This is a genomic window from Hymenobacter bucti, from assembly GCF_042681145.1.
Classification (GTDB): domain Bacteria; phylum Bacteroidota; class Bacteroidia; order Cytophagales; family Hymenobacteraceae; genus Hymenobacter; species Hymenobacter bucti.
Genome location: NZ_JBHUFD010000005.1, coordinates 966748 through 985874, shown reverse-complemented (window position 1 = coordinate 985874; position 19127 = coordinate 966748). Strand labels below are relative to the sequence as shown.

General features: G+C 64.2%; 18 protein-coding genes. 14 read left to right on the top strand and 4 right to left on the bottom strand.

Going from position 1 to position 19127, the window contains the following annotated elements:
- Nucleotides 1–12 precede the first annotated feature (12 nt).
- From ACFSDX_RS16280 to ACFSDX_RS16265, 4 genes are all read left to right on the top strand, one after another.
- Nucleotides 13–825 (top strand): phytanoyl-CoA dioxygenase family protein, encoded by an 813-nt coding sequence (locus ACFSDX_RS16280; RefSeq protein WP_382315388.1) that lies wholly within the window; start codon nucleotides 13–15, stop codon nucleotides 823–825.
- A 170-nt stretch (nucleotides 826–995) separates the two neighbouring features.
- Nucleotides 996–2615: a bacillithiol biosynthesis cysteine-adding enzyme BshC gene (bshC, locus tag ACFSDX_RS16275; RefSeq protein WP_382315386.1), complete on the top strand. Its 1620-nt coding sequence runs from the start codon at nucleotides 996–998 to the stop codon at nucleotides 2613–2615.
- 71 nt (nucleotides 2616–2686) lie between these two features.
- The gene (locus ACFSDX_RS16270; RefSeq protein ID WP_382315384.1) at nucleotides 2687–3331 is read left to right on the top strand and encodes a YIP1 family protein; all 645 of its coding nucleotides are present in this window, start codon (nucleotides 2687–2689) and stop codon (nucleotides 3329–3331) included.
- A gap of 75 nt (nucleotides 3332–3406) precedes the next feature.
- Complete coding sequence (locus tag ACFSDX_RS16265) at nucleotides 3407–4456, top strand: UDP-glucose--hexose-1-phosphate uridylyltransferase (RefSeq protein ID WP_382315383.1); 1050 nt, start codon at nucleotides 3407–3409, stop codon at nucleotides 4454–4456.
- 184 nt (nucleotides 4457–4640) lie between these two features.
- Here the strand turns inward: ACFSDX_RS16265 and ACFSDX_RS16260 are convergent, their stop codons facing one another.
- The 3 genes from ACFSDX_RS16260 to ACFSDX_RS16250 form a co-directional block, all read right to left on the bottom strand.
- Nucleotides 4641–5159, bottom strand: coding sequence for a hypothetical protein (locus ACFSDX_RS16260; RefSeq protein ID WP_382315382.1), 519 nt, complete (start codon nucleotides 5157–5159; stop codon nucleotides 4641–4643).
- 149 nt (nucleotides 5160–5308) lie between these two features.
- Entirely contained in the window at nucleotides 5309–6073 is a 765-nt protein-coding gene (locus tag ACFSDX_RS16255; protein ID WP_382315380.1) for a LytR/AlgR family response regulator transcription factor, read from the bottom strand.
- Nucleotides 6049–7167, bottom strand: a complete 1119-nt coding sequence (locus tag ACFSDX_RS16250; protein WP_382315378.1) for a sensor histidine kinase — start codon at nucleotides 7165–7167, stop codon at nucleotides 6049–6051. The genes ACFSDX_RS16255 and ACFSDX_RS16250 overlap by 25 nt, the downstream gene beginning before the upstream one ends.
- Before the next feature lie 318 nt (nucleotides 7168–7485).
- Here ACFSDX_RS16250 and ACFSDX_RS16245 point away from each other — a divergent pair, with 318 nt between their 5' ends.
- The 6 genes from ACFSDX_RS16245 to ACFSDX_RS16220 all read left to right on the top strand — a co-directional run bounded on the left by ACFSDX_RS16245 (nucleotide 7486) and on the right by ACFSDX_RS16220 (nucleotide 14499).
- Nucleotides 7486–7734 (top strand): PqqD family protein, encoded by a 249-nt coding sequence (locus ACFSDX_RS16245; protein ID WP_382315376.1) that lies wholly within the window; start codon nucleotides 7486–7488, stop codon nucleotides 7732–7734.
- Nucleotides 7734–8801, top strand: coding sequence for an ATP-grasp domain-containing protein (locus tag ACFSDX_RS16240; protein WP_382315374.1), 1068 nt, complete (start codon nucleotides 7734–7736; stop codon nucleotides 8799–8801). The genes ACFSDX_RS16245 and ACFSDX_RS16240 overlap by 1 nt, the downstream gene beginning before the upstream one ends.
- Before the next feature lie 175 nt (nucleotides 8802–8976).
- Nucleotides 8977–10338 (top strand): type III PLP-dependent enzyme domain-containing protein, encoded by a 1362-nt coding sequence (locus ACFSDX_RS16235; RefSeq protein WP_382315372.1) that lies wholly within the window; start codon nucleotides 8977–8979, stop codon nucleotides 10336–10338.
- Nucleotides 10339–10493: 155 nt separating this feature from the next.
- The gene (locus ACFSDX_RS16230; RefSeq protein WP_382315370.1) at nucleotides 10494–12692 is read left to right on the top strand and encodes an urea transporter; all 2199 of its coding nucleotides are present in this window, start codon (nucleotides 10494–10496) and stop codon (nucleotides 12690–12692) included.
- Entirely contained in the window at nucleotides 12689–13900 is a 1212-nt protein-coding gene (locus ACFSDX_RS16225) for a hypothetical protein (RefSeq protein ID WP_382315368.1), read from the top strand. The genes ACFSDX_RS16230 and ACFSDX_RS16225 overlap by 4 nt, the downstream gene beginning before the upstream one ends.
- A complete protein-coding gene (locus tag ACFSDX_RS16220) occupies nucleotides 13888–14499 on the top strand; it encodes a tetratricopeptide repeat protein (protein ID WP_382315366.1) in 612 nt (203 codons plus the stop codon). The genes ACFSDX_RS16225 and ACFSDX_RS16220 overlap by 13 nt, the downstream gene beginning before the upstream one ends.
- A 118-nt stretch (nucleotides 14500–14617) precedes the next feature.
- Here ACFSDX_RS16220 and prmC read toward each other — a convergent pair whose 3' ends face one another.
- Entirely contained in the window at nucleotides 14618–15475 is an 858-nt protein-coding gene (gene prmC, locus ACFSDX_RS16215) for a peptide chain release factor N(5)-glutamine methyltransferase (RefSeq protein WP_382315364.1), read from the bottom strand.
- Between the two features lie 79 nt (nucleotides 15476–15554).
- Here prmC and ribD point away from each other — a divergent pair, with 79 nt between their 5' ends.
- The 4 genes from ribD (at nucleotide 15555) to ACFSDX_RS16195 (ending at nucleotide 19090) form a co-directional block, all read left to right on the top strand.
- Complete coding sequence (gene ribD, locus ACFSDX_RS16210) at nucleotides 15555–16622, top strand: bifunctional diaminohydroxyphosphoribosylaminopyrimidine deaminase/5-amino-6-(5-phosphoribosylamino)uracil reductase RibD (RefSeq protein WP_382315362.1); 1068 nt, start codon at nucleotides 15555–15557, stop codon at nucleotides 16620–16622.
- A 137-nt stretch (nucleotides 16623–16759) separates the two neighbouring features.
- Nucleotides 16760–17239: a GAF domain-containing protein gene (locus tag ACFSDX_RS16205; RefSeq protein WP_382315360.1), complete on the top strand. Its 480-nt coding sequence runs from the start codon at nucleotides 16760–16762 to the stop codon at nucleotides 17237–17239.
- A gap of 5 nt (nucleotides 17240–17244) precedes the next feature.
- Nucleotides 17245–17655 carry a hypothetical protein gene (locus tag ACFSDX_RS16200; protein ID WP_382315358.1) on the top strand — a complete coding sequence of 137 codons (411 nt, stop codon included), beginning with the start codon at nucleotides 17245–17247 and terminating at the stop codon, nucleotides 17653–17655.
- A gap of 40 nt (nucleotides 17656–17695) precedes the next feature.
- Entirely contained in the window at nucleotides 17696–19090 is a 1395-nt protein-coding gene (locus ACFSDX_RS16195; protein WP_382315356.1) for an FAD-dependent oxidoreductase, read from the top strand.
- Nucleotides 19091–19127 lie beyond the last annotated feature (37 nt).

Here is a 19127-nt window from a genome sequence, read left to right as displayed (position 1 = left end):
AACCGAATAGCTATGCAGGTTCGCATTAATCAACAAAACGTTACCTACGACGTGCAGGGTGAGGTCGGCCTCACCGATGGCCGCGTGCTGCTGGCCTCTGATGACGACCTGACGGCCGGCACCGCCTGGGCCGCCCAGGGCTACACCGTGGCCGATTTCCTACCCGCCGCCGAGCAAGCTGCCCTACGCGAAGGCCTCGCCCAATTGGTGCGCCAGGCCCTAGGTGCCGCGGGCCGCCCGGTGCCCGCCGACTTCGACGTGGCGCACTACCACCGCGTGGTGGGCGACGACCGCGACCTGCACCTGGCTGTGGTCAATCGCACCAAAGAGTACCAGCAGGCCGAGTTTTTACCATTGCCCGCCGCGCGGCTCGAGCAGCGCGTGGGCGAGCTGTGCGGCCGGCCCGTGCGAGCGCTCAATCCTTGGGACAATGAGCGGTTTTTCCACCTGCGGATTGTGCGGCCGGGCAAAGCTGACAACAACCCGATGCACCGCGATGTGTGGCTGCCCGACTACCATAACTGCCTGAATATCTACGTGCCCGTGGCGGGTAGCACGGCGCAATCGGCGCTGACGCTGGTGCCGGGCTCGCACCACTGGCCCGAAAACCGCACGCTGCGCACCGCGGGCGGCGCCGTCAGCAACGGCGTGCGCTTCACGGTGCCGGGCGTGCTGGGCAGCGCCGAGCCGCTCGATGTTATTCGGCCCAACCCGGAACTTAGGGAGGTGCTGCTGTTTTCGCCCTATTTGCTGCACGGCGGGGCGGTGAATTTAAACGAAGACGAAACGCGCATCTCGCTGGAAATGCGGTTTTGGGGCGCGTAACGCGAATTTTCCAGTCCGCTAGCGAGCGCAGCGAGCAGCTACGGTAGCAAACGTTCGCTAGCGCCGGTGCTCGCTACGCTCGCCCGCGGACTGGAAAGTTCGCGTTACTAACTTTTCGGGCCGCGCGGGGTTCTTGGCTGAATTCCGCGCCTCCTTTTCCCTTCGCGCTCATGGCTGCTGCCGACTGTATTACCCTGCCCTACGCCGCCACCGGCGCGTTTTCGGGCCTGCTCACTGACTATATCGCCGGCTCGCCGGCCCTAGCTCCTTTCTACCACCGCCGGCCTGAGCTGACCGCTTTCCAGGCGCAGATAGAAGAAAAGAAAGCCGCCTACTCGCCCGAAGCGCGGCAGCGGCTGGTGGCCGACCTAGGCGCCCAGTACGCTGAGCTGGGCGGCGCGGTGCCGCCCGCCGTGGCCGCCAACCTGGAGTTGCTGGCGAAGGATACGACCTTTACCATCACGACCGGGCACCAGCTTAACCTGTTTACGGGGCCCCTGTACTTTGTTTATAAGATAGTTACGGCTATCAAGCTTAGTCAGCAGCTCAAGGCCGAGTATCCGCAGCACGACTTCGTGCCGGTGTATTGGCTGGCTACGGAGGACCACGACTTTGCCGAAATCAATCACTTCCAGCTCTTTGGCAAAACGCTGAGCTGGGCCGGGCCGAGCGAAGGCCGCCTAGGTGGCCCGGTGGGCCGCCTGCCGCTCGATGGCCTGGCCGACGAAATCCTGAACCAGCTGCCGCCCGAGGTGCCGGCCGCCTTCAAAGACGCTTACGGCAGCAGTGCCACGCTCAGCGAGGCCACGCGCCGGCTAGCCACCAGCCTGTTTGGCGAGTATGGCCTGGTCTGCCTCGATGCCGACCGCCCGTCCCTCAAACAGGCGCTGAAACCGCTGCTGAAGCAGGAAATTCAGGGCCAGCTGTCCAACCAAGCGGTGCAGGCCACCAACGCCGAGCTATCGGCGGCCGGCTACAAGCCGCAGGTGTATTCGCGCCCGCTCAACCTGTTCTTCCTCACCGACGACGGCAAACGCGAGCGCCTGGAGCCTGACGCCACGCCCGGCGCCGACTGCACCCAAGTAACCGTGCGCGGCACCAGCCGCTGCCACTCGCAAGCCGAGCTGCTGGCCCTGGCCGACAGTGAGCCCGAGCGCTTCAGCCCTAACGTGGTGCTGCGCCCGGTGTACCAGGAAATCCTGCTGCCCAACCTCGCTTACATCGGCGGCGGGGCCGAAGTAGCGTACTGGTTCCAGCTGAAAGGCGTGTTTGAGCAGCTGGGCGTGACCTATCCCATCGTGCTGCCCCGTAACTCGGCCATGTACCTGAGCCGCGCCAACGCGGGCAAGCTGCGCAAGCTGGGCCTGGGTACCCTAGATATTTTCAAGCCCCTAGGGGAGCTAAAAAAGCAGGTCGGCGCCCAGCTTGGCCAGGAGGAAGTGACCTTGGCTGCTCAGCGAGAAGCCTTGGCCGCCGCCTACCAGCAGGTGCAGGACCTGGCCCAGCGCCTCGACCCAACCCTGGTAAAAGCCGTAGCTGCCGAAGCCCAGAAAGCCGCCGGCAGCCTCGCCGGCCTCGAAAAGCGCCTCGCCAAAGCCTCCGAAGCCAAACACGAAACCGCCTATTCGCAGCTAACCGCGCTCAAAGACAAGCTCTTCCCTGACGGTGGCTTGCAGGAGCGGACTGACAACGTGCTGAGCGTGTTGCTCAACAACCCCGGCTTTATCGACCAGCTCCTGCAGTGCTTTGAGCCGCTGGCGCTGGTGTTCGCGGTGGTGGAGGAGGGGTAAGCAACGTGAGGAGCCGGGTGGCCTAGGTAGGTACCGACAGCCTACCTTCGTGGCCTAATCCCGAAGCTGTTATGCACAAGGTATTGCCCTACTCTGATGATAATCGAGGTATTACTAAGCGCAGCTTATTAGCTAGTATCTGGCGTCGGCCGCAGGCTACGCTAGCCTTCATTTTGGCAAAATATCCGGATGATTACGTCTCCATCCTGTTTTTTCTGGGTGGCATAGCGCGGGCCGTGGAGCGCGCCATTAGTCAGCAGCGAAATGATAAGATGAACGTCGGGACAATACTCCTCCTGGCCGTAGTGATGGGGAGTATATCTGGCTGGATAACTAGCTCGATATATGCCTGGGGGCTAACTATCGTGGGGCGGTGGCTCGGGGGGATAGATGATAGCAACAAATTCAGGACAGTGCTGGCGTGGGCGCAGGTGCCGGTCATTGCTGGGCTGCTATTACTGTGGCCAGCCTTAGTCTTTCTCGAAGACGATTCGTTTCAGGCGCTGCGTCTAGCATATCCTCTGCTACTGAGTAGTGTGCTGCCTGTGCTCTTTATAGCAAAAATTGCGCTGGGGAGCTGGTCCATAGCAATTCTCCTCAAAGGCGTTGCACTAATACAGGGTTTTAGCATAGCACGGGCGCTAGTAAACATTTTACTGCCAGGCTCACTAGTAGTCGCGTTTGTGCTGCTCATCGCCGGTCTGCTACAAGGATAAAAGCCGCTTCCGTAGTTTTGGCCAGTAAAAGGGCGCTTACGTTAGTAGACTGCGTTCCATTATACCCCATCCGCCATGTTCGACTTCACGGAGCAACCTCACCGCCGCCACAACCCGCTCCTCGATGAGTGGGTGCTCGTATCGCCGCACCGCGCCAAGCGCCCCTGGCAGGGTGCGCAGGAAAAAACGGCCACCGCCGCGCCGCCCGCCTACGACCCCACCTGTTACCTGTGCGCCGGCAACACCCGCACCAGCGGCATCGTCAACCCCAAGTACGACCACCAGTACGTGTTTGACAACGACTTTGCGGCGCTGCTGCCCGAAGGCGAAACCGGTACCTACGAAGAAGGCGGCCTGCTGCGCGCCGAGGCCGAAACCGGCCACTGCCGCGTCATCTGCTTCTCGCCGCGCCACGACCTGACGCTGCCCGAGCTACCCATCTCCGAAATCCGCAAAGTAGTCGATACCTGGACCGAGGAATTTAGCACCCTAGGGGCCGACCCGAACATCAACTACGTCCAGATTTTCGAGAACAAAGGCCAGGCGATGGGCGCTTCCAACCCGCACCCGCACGGCCAAATCTGGAGCGAGCGCACCGTGCCCGACCTGCCCGCCCGCGAAGGCCGCACCCAAAAAGCGTACTTCGACAAGAACAGCCGCACGCTGCTTAGCGACTACCTCGCCATCGAGGAGAAAACCAAGACCCGCTTCGTGGTCGAAAACGATACCTGGGTGGCCCTGGTGCCCTTCTGGGCGGTGTGGCCCTTCGAGACGCTGGTGCTGCCGCGCCGCGCCGTGCAAGACCTCACCCAGCTCAATGACCAGGAGCGCGACGGGCTGGCCGACATCCTCCAGCAACTCACCATCAAGTACGATAACCTGTTCGAAACCAGCTTCCCGTATTCGGCCGGCTTCCATCAGCGGCCCACCGATGGCCAGGACTACCCCGAGTGGCACCTGCACATGCACTTCCTGCCACCACTGCTGCGCTCGGCTACGGTCAAGAAATTCATGGTGGGCTACGAACTGCTGGCTAATGCCCAGCGCGACATCACGGCCGAGCAGGCCGCCGAGCGCCTGCGGGCGCTGCCGGCCGTGCACTACAAAGCTGGTCAAGCTAAATAGTTGTATAGCAAAGAATTAGCTTTGCTATAGTTTGTATTCACTCATAAAAAGAGCCCGACTACTTTGTAGTGCGGGCTCTTTTTATAAATATGCTGGCTCCGAAACTGCGCTAGAGTACTACCAGTTGCCTAGGTGCCCATTTGGCTGCTGGCGATGGGCAAGCGGTGGTGCGGGGAGAAGCAAGCTATTCAGCTACCGCGCCAAAGGGCAGGGCCGGCCGCAGCCCAATCATGGCCTTGACGATGGTAGCACCGTCTAGCTCGAAGTAGCTCACGGTGGGCGGGCGGCCGTAGAGCAGGGCCAGGCCGCCGCTGATAGCTTCTACCTGGTCGGGCTGCCCAAAGCTCAATACTAAGTGTTGCAATTGCATGCCCGGGCCGATATCCTGGATGGCCACGCGCCGCCCTAGGACCTCGCCAAACATGAGCTGGAGCGTGAGCACCCACAGGTGAGCGTCGCGGTTTTCTAGCAGGCGCTCGCGCTCGGCGGCCAGCGTGTGCACGTAGGTGTTGAGCGCCGCGCCGCGCTGCTGACGGCGCGCCAGCAAGCGGGCTTCTAGCTCGGCTAGCTGCGGGGCCGTGAGAGTGTTCAGGTCCACAAACTGGCCTTCGATTTCCAGCCAGTTGGGCGCGGGGGTAGGGAGCGCGGGTGGGGAGGCCGGCTTCGCTGCCGGGCGGGCGAATAGTTTCTGGAAGAAGTTCATGCCGGGGAGCTAAGCCATATGTGTAGCCCCAAGCTACGAAGAAAATCAGCTACTTAGCGCACTTTTGAAGCTGGTCTATAGATAGTGCAACCCCGTGACTAACAGAAATAATAAATATATAATTAATGAGTGCACAGACTAGCCGGCCACTACTTCCAACGGGCAAAAAAAGCATCCACGGCTTCGCGGTAGCCGTCGCTTACGGGTAGGGTTTCGGTGCGCACTTGCAGCGTGCCGCGGCCCACGGCGGCCACGTGGTCGAGCCCTACAATGTAGGAGCGGTGGATGCGCATAAACTTGCCAGCGGGCAGCTTTTCCTCCATACTGCGTAGGCTGGTGAGTGAGAGCAGCGGCCGGGTGGCGCTGGTGAGGTGCACCTTCACGTAGTCCTTTAGGCCCTCCACGTAGAGAATATCGCTGAGCGCGACGCGCACCAGCTGGTACTCGACCTTGAGGTAAATGTGGTCGTCGGGCGGCGCAGTGGGGGCGCTCGGGGCGGGTGCCGCGGCCACGGGGTTTTTCAGCTCGAAGTAGGTGCGGGCCTTGAGCGCGGCCCGCAAAAACTCTTCGTAGTTGAAGGGCTTCAGCAAATAATCTAGCGCATCGACTCGGAAGCCTTCGAGGGCGTATTGGTTGAAGGCCGTGGTGAAAATGACGCGCTGGCCGCCGCCTTGCAGCACCCGCGCCAGCTCTAGGCCGCTGAGGTCGGGCATCTTAATGTCGAGAAACAGCAGCTGGACCTCGGGTTGCTCGTGCAGGGCGCGCAAGGCCGCCACGGCGCTGGAATAGCGCCCCACGAGCTTCAGGAAGGGCGTTTGCTCGATAAAGGCGCAAACCAGACCTAGGGCCAGGGGCTCATCATCGACGGCGATGCAGGAAATGGGGGCCGCTACGGCAGCAGGAGGCTGAGACATACTTCGTATTCGTGGTTGGCGGTGGGAGCGGTGGTGCGGAGCTGGTGGCGGCCGGGATACAGTAGGTCGAGGCGACGCTGGGTATTGGCCAGCCCGATGCCGCCGGGCTCGTCGGGGTCGGCGGGGCGGTTAGCAAACAAGGTGTTGCGCACGCACATCTCGACCTGCTGGCCGGCCGTCTGGCGCAGCGCAATGGTGATGCGGCTGGGCTCGGTGGCGCTCACGCCGTGCTTGAAGGCATTCTCGACGTAGGGCTGAAACAACATGGGCGCGATGTAGGGGTCGGGCGCGGCGGGGTCGGTGGGCGTTTCAAATATCACCTCCACTTGGTCGGTGAGGCGCAGGTGCATGAGCTCGATGTAGTCGCGTAAGAAGCTGATTTCCTGGCTCAAGCGGGTGTGGCCGGCGGGCGTTTCGTAGAGCACGTAGCGCATCATGCGCGAGAGGCGGTGCAGGGCCGCCCGCGCCTGTTCGCCGTCGATGAGGGTGAGCGCGTAGATGTTATTGAGCGTGTTGAAGAAGAAATGCGGGTTAATCTGGGCCTTGAGCAAACTCAGCTCGGTGGCTACCTGGCGGCGCTCTAGCTCTAGGTGGCGCTCGGCGTCGCGCTGACCGCGCTGCGTAGCGGCGAGGCTGGTAGCGAGACCCAGGACCATGAGCGTGAGCAGCAGCGTGCCGGTGTCAAACAAGCCGCCGCTTTCTTCCTCGGGCGTCAGCAGCAGGTGCGGGCGCGGCGACGACCACGCGTTGGGCGGGTTCATCACGGCCTCGCGGCCGCGGGCTATCAGTTCGGGCACGTGCAGGCGGGTTTCTACCTGCTGGTGCATCCACAGTACCAGCAGCACGGCCACGGTATTCACGGCCGCGTAGGCGGGCAGCTGCCGCCGGTGCAGTAGGCGCGGGGCCGCCCAGCCCACATTCAAATAAAACAAGCCCACCAGCAAGCCAAATACCGTGGCCTGCGTCAGCCAAAACTCGGGGGGCTTGGGGCCGGGATAATCGGGCTGCTGCGCGATGAGCAGCACCGCCACCAGGCCCCAAACCAGGGCGTGGAGCAGTAGCGTGGAGGCCGACCGGAGAAGAGACTGAGGCACGGAAAAGGCTGGTTCTGAAAAGCAACGCAAGCTACAGCTACCCTCACCCCGACGGCCCTAGCCAATCGGCCAGTGCCGCTAGTTTGCCGCCCGGCGCACCTAGAGCGCTAGTTGCCGGCACTGGTCGGCCCCACCCCGGCACCGGGCGACGCCCGCGGCACTCCCGGCGATTGAGGCGCGCAAGCACCGCGGGTAGGTAGCAAATTTGGAGGAGGGTAAGCGGCCGCTGGCCTGGGCGGCTGCCTTAGGTGCCCGCCACGCCCGTTGGTGGCGCCACGCGCATCAGTGCCGCATCTTTGTGCCTCTCTTTGCTGCCCCATGAAGCTCAAGAAAAATATTGCGACCAGCGAGGCCGGCTTCGTCTTCAACCCCGCCACCGGCGACTCGTTTGCGGCCAACCCGCTGGCGGCGGAAATCATTGCGCAGCTCAAAGCCGGGCACGCCGTGGCGGCCATCCAAGCCGATTTGCTCGACCGCTACGAGGTGTCGGCCAGCCAGTTGCAGCGCGACTTCGACGACCTGCTAACCCAGCTCGCCCACTACCAGCTGCTGGAGGAAGCCGTCTAATGTCTGCCCCCGCGCCCGCCCCAATCCGCCGCCCACTCACCGTGGCCCTCACCGGCCTCAACGCCACCGACAGCCCCGGCGCGGGCGTAGCCGTGGCCCGCGCCCTGCTCGAAAGCCCCGACTACGAGGTGCGCCTCATCGGGCTGAGCTACGAGGCGCTAGAGCCGGGCATTTATTTGCGCGATTTATTCCAGAAAACCTACCAGCTGCCCTACCCCGCCGCTGGCTCGGCCGCGCTGCTCGAGCGCCTTACTTACATCCAAACCCAGGAAGAGCTCGATGTCATTATCCCCAATTTTGATGCCGAGCTACCGCTCTTTAGCCGCCTCGAACCCCAGTTGCGCAACCTAGGTATTCGGCTGCTGGTGCCCACGCTGCCCCAACTCGATGCCCGCGATAAGCTGAATCTGAGCGCCTTCGGCGAAGCCCACGGCCTGCCGGTGCCCACCACGCAGGCGGTGCACCACCTAGGTGGCCTGGTCGCGGCCGCCACCGTTCTAGGGTGGCCGCTGGTGCTGAAAGGCCGCTGGTACGAGGCCCAGGTGGTGCACACGCTGGCCCAGGCCGAAGCGGCTTTTGCCCAGCTGCAAGCGCGCTGGGGCCTGCCGCTGCTGGCCCAGCGCTTCGTGACCGGGCAAGAGCTAAACGTAGCCGGTCTGGCCGATGGCCGCGGCCACTGCCTTAGCGCCGTGGCCATGCGCAAGCTCACCATCACCGACAAAGGCAAGGCCTGGGCCGGCATCACGATTGAGGATGACAGTCTGACCGAGCTGGCCCACCAGTTTGCCCGCGTCAGCCAGTGGCGCGGCAGTTTCGAGCTAGAGCTGCTGCGCACGGCGGCCGGCGAGCTGTTTATCCTCGAAATCAACCCTAGGTTTCCGGCGTGGGTGTACCTCACCGCCGCCGCCGGCCACAACCAGCCCGCCGCCTTGCTGCACTTGGCGCTGGGCGAGCCCGTGCCCCCATTTGATGAGGTAGCGATAGGCAAGATGTTCATGCGCTGCGCCTGGGATTTGGTGGCCGATTACAGTGATTTTCAGCAAATAGCGGGGCTGGGGGAATTATGAGATACTATTCAAACACAGTCGTCATGCTGAGCGTAGCGCAGCGGAGTCGAAGCATCTTGGCAGGTAAACTAACTCCTGACGGTAGCAACGAAGCGGTAGAGATGCTTCGACTCCGCTGCGCTGCGCTCAGCATGACAGGCGTGTTTTTAGCCTGTATACCTGCCTGCCTATCCTTATGAAGCTCCCCTACGAACGCCCCACGCTGCGCAAACTCACGGTCGGTCCGCTCTCCAAAGTGGGCCCGCGCGCCAGTGCCCGGCCGGTGGCTGAGCTGGAAGGTGTGCCCGTGCCCGAGCTGCTGGCGCGGTTCGGCTCGCCGCTGTTTGTGCTGAGCGAGCGGCAGTTGCGCCGCAGCTACCAGGCCGTGGCGCGGGCCTTCAGCACCCGCTACCCGCAGGTGCAGCTGGCGTGGTCGTACAAAACCAACTACCTCAATGCGGTGTGCCGCGTCTTCCACCAGGAAGGCGCCTGGGCCGAAGTAGTGAGCGGCATGGAGCTCGAAAAAGCGCTGCGCAACGGCGTGCCCGGCCCCCAGATTCTCTTCAACGGCCCCGGCAAGAGCCGCGCCGACTTGCTACGCGCCGCCGAAATTGATGCCGTCGTTCACCTCGATAATTTTGACGAGCTGCACCTGCTGCTGGGTGTGACCGCCGGCCGGCCGCAGCGCCCTAGGGTGGCCATCCGCGTGAATCTCGACGCGGGCCTCTACCCGCAGTGGGACCGCTTCGGCTTTAACCTCGAAAACGGCCAGGCCTGGCAGGCTCTCGGCCAAGTAGCCGCGGCCGCCGGCCGCCTCGAATTGGTGGGTCTACATTGCCACCTAGGCACCTTCATTATGCAGCCCGCCGCCTACGGCGTGGCGGCTACCAAGCTGGCGGCGCTGGCCCTGCGCTGCCAGCACGAGCTGCGCCTGCCGGTGCGCTACCTCGACCTAGGCGGCGGCTTTCCCTCAGCCAATACCTTAAAAGGCAGCTTCTTGCCCGGTCCCGACGCGGTGCCCGACCTCGACGAGTACGCCGCGGCTGTGAGCGAGGCGCTGCTCGGCGCGGGTTTCCGGCCCGAGGCGCTGCCGCTGCTGGTGCTGGAGGCCGGCCGGGCGCTGGTCGATGAGGCGGGCTACTTGCTAGGTACTGTGCTGGCCACCAAGCGCCTGCCCGACGGCCGCCGCGCCACGGTGCTCGACTTTGGGGTGAACCTGCTGTTCACCTCCTATTGGTACGACCATCACATCAGCCCCGTGGGCAATTTCTCGGAGCAAACTGAGCCCACGGTGCTCTACGGCCCGCTGTGCATGAACATCGACGTGGTGCGCGAGAGCATCGTGCTGCCGCTGCTGGCCGCCGGCGACCAGGTAGTGGTGCATCGCGTGGGCGCCTACAACCTGAGCCAGTGGCAGCAGTTTATCACCCTGCGTCCTAACGTAGTACTGCTTGATTTACAAGGCCAAGCGCACGTCATTCGCGAGGCCGAAACGCTAGAATACGTGCAGCAATTGGAGCGGGTGCCGGGGCACTTAAGTACGGAGCACAATGGGTAATTGGCATACTAATCCCGTCTGTCCTTGCGAGGAGGCACGACGAAGCAATCGCATCAGGACGAGCCGTTCGTGAGCCGTTCAACTACCGTTTGGGTGCGATTGCTTCGTCGTGCCTCCTCGCAATGACAGACGTTTTTTCTGTTTCGTCCAAAAAAATGCCCGCCTACTTCCGCGCTATTCTGCACAGCTACAGCATGCTGTTCTTCTCCCAGCACCGGGGGCTGGCGGCGCTGTTGGTGGTGGCCAGCTTCGGGCGGCCGTGGGCGGGAGCGGCGGGGTTGGGGGCGGCGGCGCTGGCGGTGGCCGGGGCGCGGCTGGGTGGCTTCCGGCGCGACTACACCGACCTAGGGGCCTACAGCTTCAATGCGCTGCTGGTGGGGCTGGCGCTACCGCTATTTCTTGCGCCGGGTTGGGCCCTCGGGGCGCTGGTGGTGGTGGGCGCCGGGCTGGCGCTACTGCTAAGTGTGGCGCTGGGCGGCTGGCTGGGCGGGCGCGGACTGCCGTTTCTGTCGTTGCCTTTTGTGCTGGTAATGTGGTTGTTGCTCCTAGGTGCCGGCAGCTGGCCCGCCCTGGCGCCGGCCGAGCCAGGCGCGTACTGGCTCAACGACCTGTACGCCGTGGGCGGCCCGCGGCTGGTGGCGCTGGCCAGCTGGGCAGGCGATTACCCCTGGCCGCCGCTGCTGGCCACCTACCTGCGCGCCCTGAGCGCGGTGCTGCTGCAAGACAGCGCCTGGGCCGGGCTGCTGGTGGCGGCGGGGCTGCTGTGGCAGTCGCGCATCGCGTTTTCGCTGTCGGTGCTGGCCTTTATTGGGGTTGAGGTTATCCATGCCCTAGGTGGCGCGGCAAGCACTCCGGAGGCGTATAACCTGGGCGCCAACTATATAGTGGCGGCCGTAGCAGTGGGCGGCGTGTTCGTCGTGCCCTCGCTGGCCAGCTACGGCTGGGCCCTGCTGAGCCTGCCCGTGACGGCGGTGCTGCTGGGCGGGCTGGCGCCGCTGCTGGCCAAGGCCGGGCTGCCGGCGCTGTCGCTACCGTTTTGCTTGACGTCGCTGCTGTTTTTATACGTGCTGCTACTGCGCGAAACGCCGGGCCGCTGGCTGGTGCTGGTGCCCATGCAGCGCTACTCGCCCGAGGCCAACCTCTACGCGCAACTGGCCCAGCCACCCGGCGCTTCGGCCGGCCTTGGCTACGTGCCGCTGGCGCTGCCCTTCCTAGGTGCCTGGCGCTGCACCCAGGGTTACACCGATGGCGGCCCCACGCACCAAGGCGCGTGGGGGCAGGCGCTCGATTTCGCCATTACTGATGCCGATGGCCGCACCTACCACGGCGCGGGCCAGGCCCTCAGCGACTACTACTGCTACAACAAGCCCGTGCTGGCCCCGGCCGATGGCGTGGTGGAGGAAGTAGTGCAGCACGTGGAAGATAATGCGATTGGCGAAGTGAATACGCGCCAAAACTGGGGCAATACCATTGTGCTGCGCCACGCGCCGGGCGTGTATTCGCAGCTGTCGCACCTGCGGGCGCACTCAGCGCGGGTGCGTCCCGGCGACGCCGTGCGGCGCGGCGACGTGCTAGCCGCCTGCGGCAGTTCGGGCCGCTCGCCCGAGCCGCACCTACACTTTCAGGTGCAGGCCACGCCGGCCATTGGCTCACCTACGCTGGCGTACCCGCTGGCTCATTTTTTGGAATCTTTAGCGCCCTGCCCGTGCCAGCCGCTGGGTACCGAGCAGCTGTATTACGGAGCGGTGCCGCAGCTAGGTAGCGTAGTGCGGACGCCACCGGCCCAGCCGCAGCTGAGCCAGGCGCTGCACCTGCCGCCCGGCTACCGGCTGGCCGTGCAGTTGGCTGCCGCGCCTACGGCCCCGCCGCAGCAGTGGGAAGTATTCACCGACGCCTACAACGCCCGTTACCTGCGCTGCCACCAAACGGGCGCTGTGGCATATTTTGAGCAAGATGAAGGCTTGTTCCGCTTCACGGCGTACTACGGACCTAGGCAGGCTTGGCTCTATAAATTTTACTTGGCCGCTTATTGGGTGCCGCTAGTAGAGGCGCCGCTGCGCGCCGTGCCGCTGCCGCTTACGGTAGTGCGCAGCCTTTGGCTAGGCTGGTTGCAAGACCTAGTGGCCCCGTTTTACCGGTTCGTGCGGCCCACGTTTGAGTTGAGCCGGCCCGCTACCCTACCGGGCTTAGCGGGCCGGCCGCTGCCCTTGCGCAGCCGGGTAGTCGTGGCTTATTGGGGGCGCCGCCGGTTCGTGCAGGAAGCTACGCTCACGGTCAGTGAGGGCGCCCTGACGGCGCTCACCGTCGGCCAGGGGCCGGCGGCGCTGCACCTCACCTTTGCGGCGGCTATATGAGCAGCGCCCCTTTCATCCGCTACCTAGGGTGGTCTTGGGCGTGGCGGCTAGCGCTGCTGGGGTGGCTACTAGTTGCGGGTGCTGGCCGCACTTGTGCGCAGCAGCTGCTTGATTATCAATATGTAGATAGCCTCAACCAAGCCTTGCTGGAGCAGCAGCGCTGGCGGGCACTCGACTCGGTGGGCCGGGCGGCCATTGCGCAAGGCAGCGACTACCCCGCGCTACGCCGCCGCCTAGGAGCGGGCGCGTTGGCCACCAGCCATCTAGCGGCGGCGCTGCGCTACTACGGCCCCGCTTTGCATCAAAATCCGCTCGACGATGAGGCGCGTGCCGGCCTGGCCGCCACCTATCTCGCCTTCAACCAGCCCGGCCCGGCCGCGCTCCTGGCCGGTACCCTTCCCGCCGAAACCAGCCGCGCCCTCGGCCTGCCCCGGCCCCGCGCCCTAACAGAGCTGGAGGTAGAAATCAGCACCCTGCAAACCAGCGAGCGCCGCCGCGGCGCGGGCACCTACGGCCGGCTGAGCGTGGGCAGCCGCCTCAGTCCGCGCCTCAGCTTAACCCAGGATTTTAGTTACTACCACCAAAGCGTAGAGCTGCCTCGATATGGCTTTCCCGGCGGCATCGAAGAGCATCGCATCAGCCAAAACCAGTACCACGCCCTGCTAGTGGGGCAGCTGGCCCCGCGCTGGCAGGCCAAGGCGGGCTACGACTTCATCACCCGCGACTTGGGCAGCAACCACCTAGGGTACCTGGCCCTGGCCTACGCCCGGCCGGTGTGGACCGCCCAGGCCGGCCTGTACGCGGGCATGGTCACGGACACGGCCCGCGTGCAGGCCGACCTGCGCCTGACGGTGTACCCGCTCGGCAACCTGCGCCTCTACGGCTTTGGGCGCGGCAGCCTGGTGCGCTCGGTGGGCCGCACCTACCCCAACGCCCTGCTTGGGGCGGGCGGGCGGCTGCGGCCCTGGCTGTGGGCCGAGGCCTGGGGCAGCGCGGGCGCCGTGCCCGTGCTGGCCGAGGCCGACGGCACCTACGTCTACAATCTGCTCGACCCGCTGGGCCGCCGCGCCGCCGCCAGCCTGCTTATCTTGGGGGCCCGACGGCTGCGGCTGCGCCTGGTGTACGGGGCCGAGCAGCGCCGCATTACGCTGATTAACAAAAGTTACTCGCTCTCCTCTTTCTCCGCCGCCCTTGCATGGATTTGGTAAAGCCCGTTGTTTTTGCTACCGCATTATTGCTGCTAGGGCCAGCCAGCGCGCGGGCGCAGGAAGGGTTGCCGGCAGCCTTTGCGGCGAGCTACGCCGCCGAGGCCAAGGGCAATTATGACGACGCCATCGGGGCGCTGCGCGGTAGCTACACCAACCTCTACGAGCAGAATCTGCGGTTGGGCTGGCTGTATTTTCTGGCCAAAAACTACACCACTGCGGCGGCTTATTATCAGAAGGCCATCGACCAGCGGCCCTACGCCATCGAGCCTAAGTTTGGCCTCATCAAACCCCTCAACGCCCTAGGTCAGGTAGAGCGCATGCTGGGCCTCTACACGGCCATTTTGCAAGTGGACCCTCAGAACACCCAGGCTAACTACTGGGCGGGTGTCATCTACTTGAATCGCAAGCAGTTTGATAAAGCTGCTCGCTTTTTTGAGAAAGTTGTCAACCTCTATCCGTTCGATTACGATACCAATCTCTCGCTGGCTTTTGCCTACCTCAGTCTAGGTAAGAAAATCGAGGCCAGGGCGTTGTATAATAAGGTATTACTTATCCGCCCCGGCGACGCGCAGGCGCTGGCCGGGTTGAAACGGCTCTAGCGTTTTGAAGTGAGTTTCCTGCAGGGTTTCGCAGGGTTAGGCGCAGAGTTTCGCAAGGTTTTCTCTTGGAAGAACTCTGCGGAACCCTGCGTCTAACCCCCCGAAACTCTGCGGGAAACTACTTTCTGGTAGCCCGCACGAACCGTGCCCGCCCAAAAAAGTCATCCACTACCCGCACGTCGTCAAACTCAGAAGCCGGAAACAGCGCGGCTGTTTCGGCACCTAGGGCTTCGTTTATTTCTAAATACACGCCGCCGCCGGGCCGCAATAGCGTGGTCGCCAGCTCGGCCAGCCGCTTGTAAAAAATGAGCGGGTTAGTATCAGGCACGAAGAGGGCGGTGCCGGGCTCCCAGCTCAGCACGTTGTCGCGCATTTGGGCTCGCTCGCTGTCGCGCACGTAGGGCGGGTTGCTCACCAGCACGTCCAGGGTGCCCGGGGTCAAGCCGGCCGGGCTAGCTTGCAGAATATCAAGCTGCTGAAGCTCCACCGCCGGCGCGTAGCGGGCGGCATTGCGCCGGGCCACCACCAGCGCTTCGGCCGAAATATCGACGGCTACCGTGCGGGCCGGCCGTAGCGCCTGGGCCACGGCTAGCGCCAGGCAGCCCGAGCCGGTGCCCACGTCGAGCACCGTGAGGCCGGTGCGCCCGGCCTGCTCCTGGGCAATGAGCTGGGCTAGCTCCTCGGTTTCGGGGCGCGGGATGAGGGTGGCGGGCGTCACCTCCAGGTCCATGCCCGCGAAGTGCGCCGTGCCCAGCACGTACTGCACCGGCTCGTGGGCCAGCAGGCGGGCTACCAACGTGGGCAGCTGGGCCGCGACCTCGGCGGGCACGGGCGCAGCGGCCTGCATCCGGCGCTGCAAGGGACTCAGGACCAGCAGGTGCTCTGTTATGAGGGCGGCCACGGCGGCGGCTTCGGGGCCGGGGTAGGGGGCCAGCAGAGCGTCGGTGAGGTGGGCGGTAAACGCGGCGGTGGTCATCGGCGCAAAATTACGGCGGGCGTGGGCCGTAATTTTAGGGCGGGTTTTGCGGGCTACTGCCGCTACTTTTACCCTTGTTATGCACGACGAGCTATTCATGCGCCGCGCCCTCGACCTGGCCGCCCTAGGGCAGGGCACCGCCCGCCCCAACCCGATGGTGGGCTGCGTGGTGGTAGGGCCCGGCGGCACCATTATCGGCGAAGGCTACCACCAGCAGTACGGTGGGCCGCACGCCGAAGTAAACGCCCTGGCCAGCGTCGAAAACCAGGACCTGCTGCGCCAGAGTCGCGTTTTCGTGACCCTGGAGCCCTGCGCGCACCACGGCAAAACGCCACCCTGCGCCGACTTGCTCATCGCCCGCGGCGTGCCGGAAGTCATCGTGTGCAACGACGACCCCAACCCGCTCGTGGGCGGGCAGGGCCTGGCCCGGCTGCGCGCCGCCGGCATCCAAGTCAGCACTGGCCTGCTCGCCGCCGAAGGCCGCCAGCTCAACCGCCGCTTCTTCACGATGCAGGAAAAAAAGCGGCCCTACGTGGTGCTCAAGTGGGCCGAGTCGGCCGACGGGTTTTTGGCCGGGCCGCACTTTCAGGCGGTGCAGATAAGCGGGCCGCAGGCGGGCCTGCTCACCCACAAGTGGCGCACTGAAGAGGCTAGTATTCTGGTCGGTACGCGCACCGCGCTGCACGACAACCCTCGCCTCAACGCCCGCGACTGGCCCGGCCCGCAGCCAACCCGCATCACGCTCGACAAAAACCTAAGCCTACCGCCCGCCCACCACCTCTTCGACGGCACCCAGCCCACGCTGGTGTACACGCACCGGCACTGCGAGGCGCGGCCCAATCTCGACTTCATCACCCTGCCCACCGACATTGCCGCCGCGCCCGATGTGCTGCCCGCCGTGCTGGCCGACCTGCGCGCCCGCGGCCTCGATTCGGTGCTGGTAGAAGGTGGCCCTACCGTCATCGGCACCTTGCTAGCCAGCAACTTGTGGGATGAGATGCGCGTCTTCCGCAGCCCTAGGCGCCTCGAGCGCGGCATTGCCGCCCCCCGCGTGGGCCTGCGCAACTGGCGCTCGGTCGAAAACGTCGGGCCCGATAAGTTGTTCTGGTTTGAGAACGACGGTAGCGCCGCGCTGCCGCTGGCTTAGTGATTACCCGAACCGTTTGTCATTGCGCGCGCAGCGAAGCAATCATACCCGAGCGGCTCGTCCTGATGCGATTGCTTCGCTGCGCTCGCAATGACAAACGCTTTTTGCGTAAAACCTAAATTACGCTACCTATTCTAATGGCCGAAAATCTCTTTATTACCGCCGATACTAAAGCTGCCCGCTACGCCGAGCTGCTGCCCCAAATCGAGGCGCTGACCGGCGCCGAACCCGACCTTACGGCCAACCTCGCCAACACGGCCGCCGCGCTGCGGCAGGCGTTCGGGTTCTTTTGGGTGGGCTTTTACCTGGTGAAGGGCGACGAGCTGGTGCTGGGGCCGTTTCAGGGGCCGATTGCCTGCACCCGCATCCGCAAGGGGCGCGGGGTGTGCGGCGCCAGCTGGGCCGAGGCCCGCACGGTGCTGGTGCCCGACGTGGAGGAGTTTCCGGGTCACATCGCGTGCAGCTCCGACTCGAAGTCGGAAATCGTGGTGCCCGTGCTCAAAAACGGCGCCGTGGTGGCCGTGCTCGACGTAGACAGCGACCAGCTCAACGACTTCGACCACGACGACCAAGCGGCGCTGGAGCAGTTGATGGTGCTGGCAAGTAATTGGTTTTAAGTAGTATGAAAGCATCAAAACTTTGGCTATTGCTGCTGGGTGGCGTGGTGGCGGGCTGCGGCAAGCAAGTAGATATAGCGTCCGACGTGGCCATCCGGCATCAGCACGACGCGGCCCTCCAGCGGCAGGTAGAGCTGCTGCAAGCTGAGCAGGTGAAGGTGTCGGCCACCGCGGGCGGCACCGGGCCGGCCGTGCTCAGCCTCGAAGTTATCAACCCCTTAAACTCGCCCGAGCAGCACCCCGATACCCTGAAGCAGCAGATGCGCAAGCTGGCTCGCCTGCTGGTAGCCGACCTAAAAAAACCAGGTGATTATCAGGTAGTAAACGCCCAGGCCACGTTCAAGCCCGGTTTTCTCTCGAAGGACAAGAACACGAGTTCACTAGCCTTTATTTACCCGCTAGCCAGCCTGAAATAGCGCCCCGCCGGGCCGCCGATTACGCTGCTACCTTCATTGCATGGATTCTCCTACTTCGCTTACTCCCACCGCTGCGGCCCCCGCCGCCACCGAGCCGCTGGTTATCATGGGCGCGGGCCTGGTGGGCACGCTGCTGGCGCTGTACCTCACGCGGCGCGGCCACCCGGTGCACCTCTACGAGCGCCTGCCCGACCCGCGCAAGGCCGGCCTACGCGAGGCCCGCTCCATTAACCTGGCGCTCTCCGACCGCGGCTGGCGCGGGCTGGCGGGCGTGGGCGTCACCGACGATATTCGTAAGGTGGGCATCCCCATGTACCGCCGCGTGATGCACGACCAGCGCGGCCAGCTCACCTACCAGCCCTACGGGCAGGAGGGCCAGGCCATCTTCTCGGTGAGCCGCGATAGCCTCAACCGCACGCTGCTTGACCTAGTGGAGGCTAAGCCCGACATGGAAATCACCTTTGGCCAGAAGCTGACGCAGCTCGACCTGCCCGCCCGCCGCCTGCACCTGCGCGACGTGGCCAGCGGCCGCGAGTACGACGTGCCCTACCAACGCTTGTTTGGCGTGGACGGCGCGTGGTCGGCGGTGCGCGGCGCCATGCAGCGCCTCGACCGCGCCGACTACTCGCAGCAGTACCTAGAGTACGGCTACAAGGAATTGACCATTGCGGCGGGCCCCAATGGCACCTGGCAGTTGGAGAAAAACGCGCTGCACATCTGGCCTAGGGGCAATTATTTGATGATTGCGCTGCCCAACCTCGACGGTTCCTTTAATGCCACGCTGTTCTTTCCCTATGAGGGGTCGCTGTCGTTTGACAGCCTGCGCACGCCCGAGGAGGTCGAGAAGTTTTTCGGCGATGTGTTTCCCGACGTGGTGCCGCTGATGCCGGAGCTTGATACCGAGTTCTTTAACCACCCCACGGGCTCGCTCGTCACCATCCGGTGCTGGCCCTGGAGCTACCAGGATTCGGTGCTGCTGCTCGGCGACGCGGCCCACGCCATCGTGCCCTTCTACGGCCAGGGCATGAACGCGGGCTTCGAGGACTGCACCGTGCTCGACCGTCTGCTCGACGACCTAGGCGAAGGCGATTGGGGCCGCGTTATGGACGAGTTTGAACGCCTGCGCAAGCCCAATACCGACGCCATGGCCGAGCTCGCGCTCTACAACTTCGTGGAAATGCGCGACCGCGTGGCCGACCCGCGCTTCCTGCTCCAAAAGCGCATTGAGGCCAAAATCGCGGCCCAATACCCCGCTAAGTGGCTGCCGCTGTACTCGCGCGTCACGTTCTCGCCCGACACGCCCTACGCCGAAGCCTGGGCCGCCGGCCAGAAGCAAGATGCCATTATGGCCCGACTCATGCCCCACATTCAGGTTGAAGAAGACTTTGAAAAGCCTGAGGTGCAAGAGATGGTAAAGTCAATATTGACTGAATAGGGAGCACAAAACATAACGTCCGTCATGCTCATCTAGC

Excerpts from the sequence above, each read along its gene's own strand:
- ACFSDX_RS16200 (WP_382315358.1), top strand. The coding sequence starts at position 17,245 with ATGAAAGCATCAAAACTTTGGCTATTGCTGCTGGGTGGCGTGGTGGCG.
- ACFSDX_RS16195 (WP_382315356.1), top strand. The coding sequence starts at position 17,696 with ATGGATTCTCCTACTTCGCTTACTCCCACCGCTGCGGCCCCCGCCGCC.
- prmC (WP_382315364.1), bottom strand. The coding sequence starts at position 15,475 with ATGACCACCGCCGCGTTTACCGCCCACCTCACCGACGCTCTGCTGGCC.
- bshC (WP_382315386.1), top strand. The coding sequence starts at position 996 with ATGGCTGCTGCCGACTGTATTACCCTGCCCTACGCCGCCACCGGCGCG.
- ACFSDX_RS16280 (WP_382315388.1), top strand. The coding sequence starts at position 13 with ATGCAGGTTCGCATTAATCAACAAAACGTTACCTACGACGTGCAGGGT.
- ACFSDX_RS16255 (WP_382315380.1), bottom strand. The coding sequence starts at position 6,073 with ATGTCTCAGCCTCCTGCTGCCGTAGCGGCCCCCATTTCCTGCATCGCC.
- ACFSDX_RS16230 (WP_382315370.1), top strand. The coding sequence starts at position 10,494 with ATGCCCGCCTACTTCCGCGCTATTCTGCACAGCTACAGCATGCTGTTC.
- ACFSDX_RS16265 (WP_382315383.1), top strand. The coding sequence starts at position 3,407 with ATGTTCGACTTCACGGAGCAACCTCACCGCCGCCACAACCCGCTCCTC.
- ACFSDX_RS16235 (WP_382315372.1), top strand. The coding sequence starts at position 8,977 with ATGAAGCTCCCCTACGAACGCCCCACGCTGCGCAAACTCACGGTCGGT.
- ACFSDX_RS16220 (WP_382315366.1), top strand. The coding sequence starts at position 13,888 with ATGGATTTGGTAAAGCCCGTTGTTTTTGCTACCGCATTATTGCTGCTA.
- ACFSDX_RS16240 (WP_382315374.1), top strand. The coding sequence starts at position 7,734 with ATGTCTGCCCCCGCGCCCGCCCCAATCCGCCGCCCACTCACCGTGGCC.
- ACFSDX_RS16225 (WP_382315368.1), top strand. The coding sequence starts at position 12,689 with ATGAGCAGCGCCCCTTTCATCCGCTACCTAGGGTGGTCTTGGGCGTGG.
- ACFSDX_RS16245 (WP_382315376.1), top strand. The coding sequence starts at position 7,486 with ATGAAGCTCAAGAAAAATATTGCGACCAGCGAGGCCGGCTTCGTCTTC.
- ACFSDX_RS16260 (WP_382315382.1), bottom strand. The coding sequence starts at position 5,159 with ATGAACTTCTTCCAGAAACTATTCGCCCGCCCGGCAGCGAAGCCGGCC.
- ACFSDX_RS16205 (WP_382315360.1), top strand. The coding sequence starts at position 16,760 with ATGGCCGAAAATCTCTTTATTACCGCCGATACTAAAGCTGCCCGCTAC.
- ACFSDX_RS16270 (WP_382315384.1), top strand. The coding sequence starts at position 2,687 with ATGCACAAGGTATTGCCCTACTCTGATGATAATCGAGGTATTACTAAG.
- ribD (WP_382315362.1), top strand. The coding sequence starts at position 15,555 with ATGCACGACGAGCTATTCATGCGCCGCGCCCTCGACCTGGCCGCCCTA.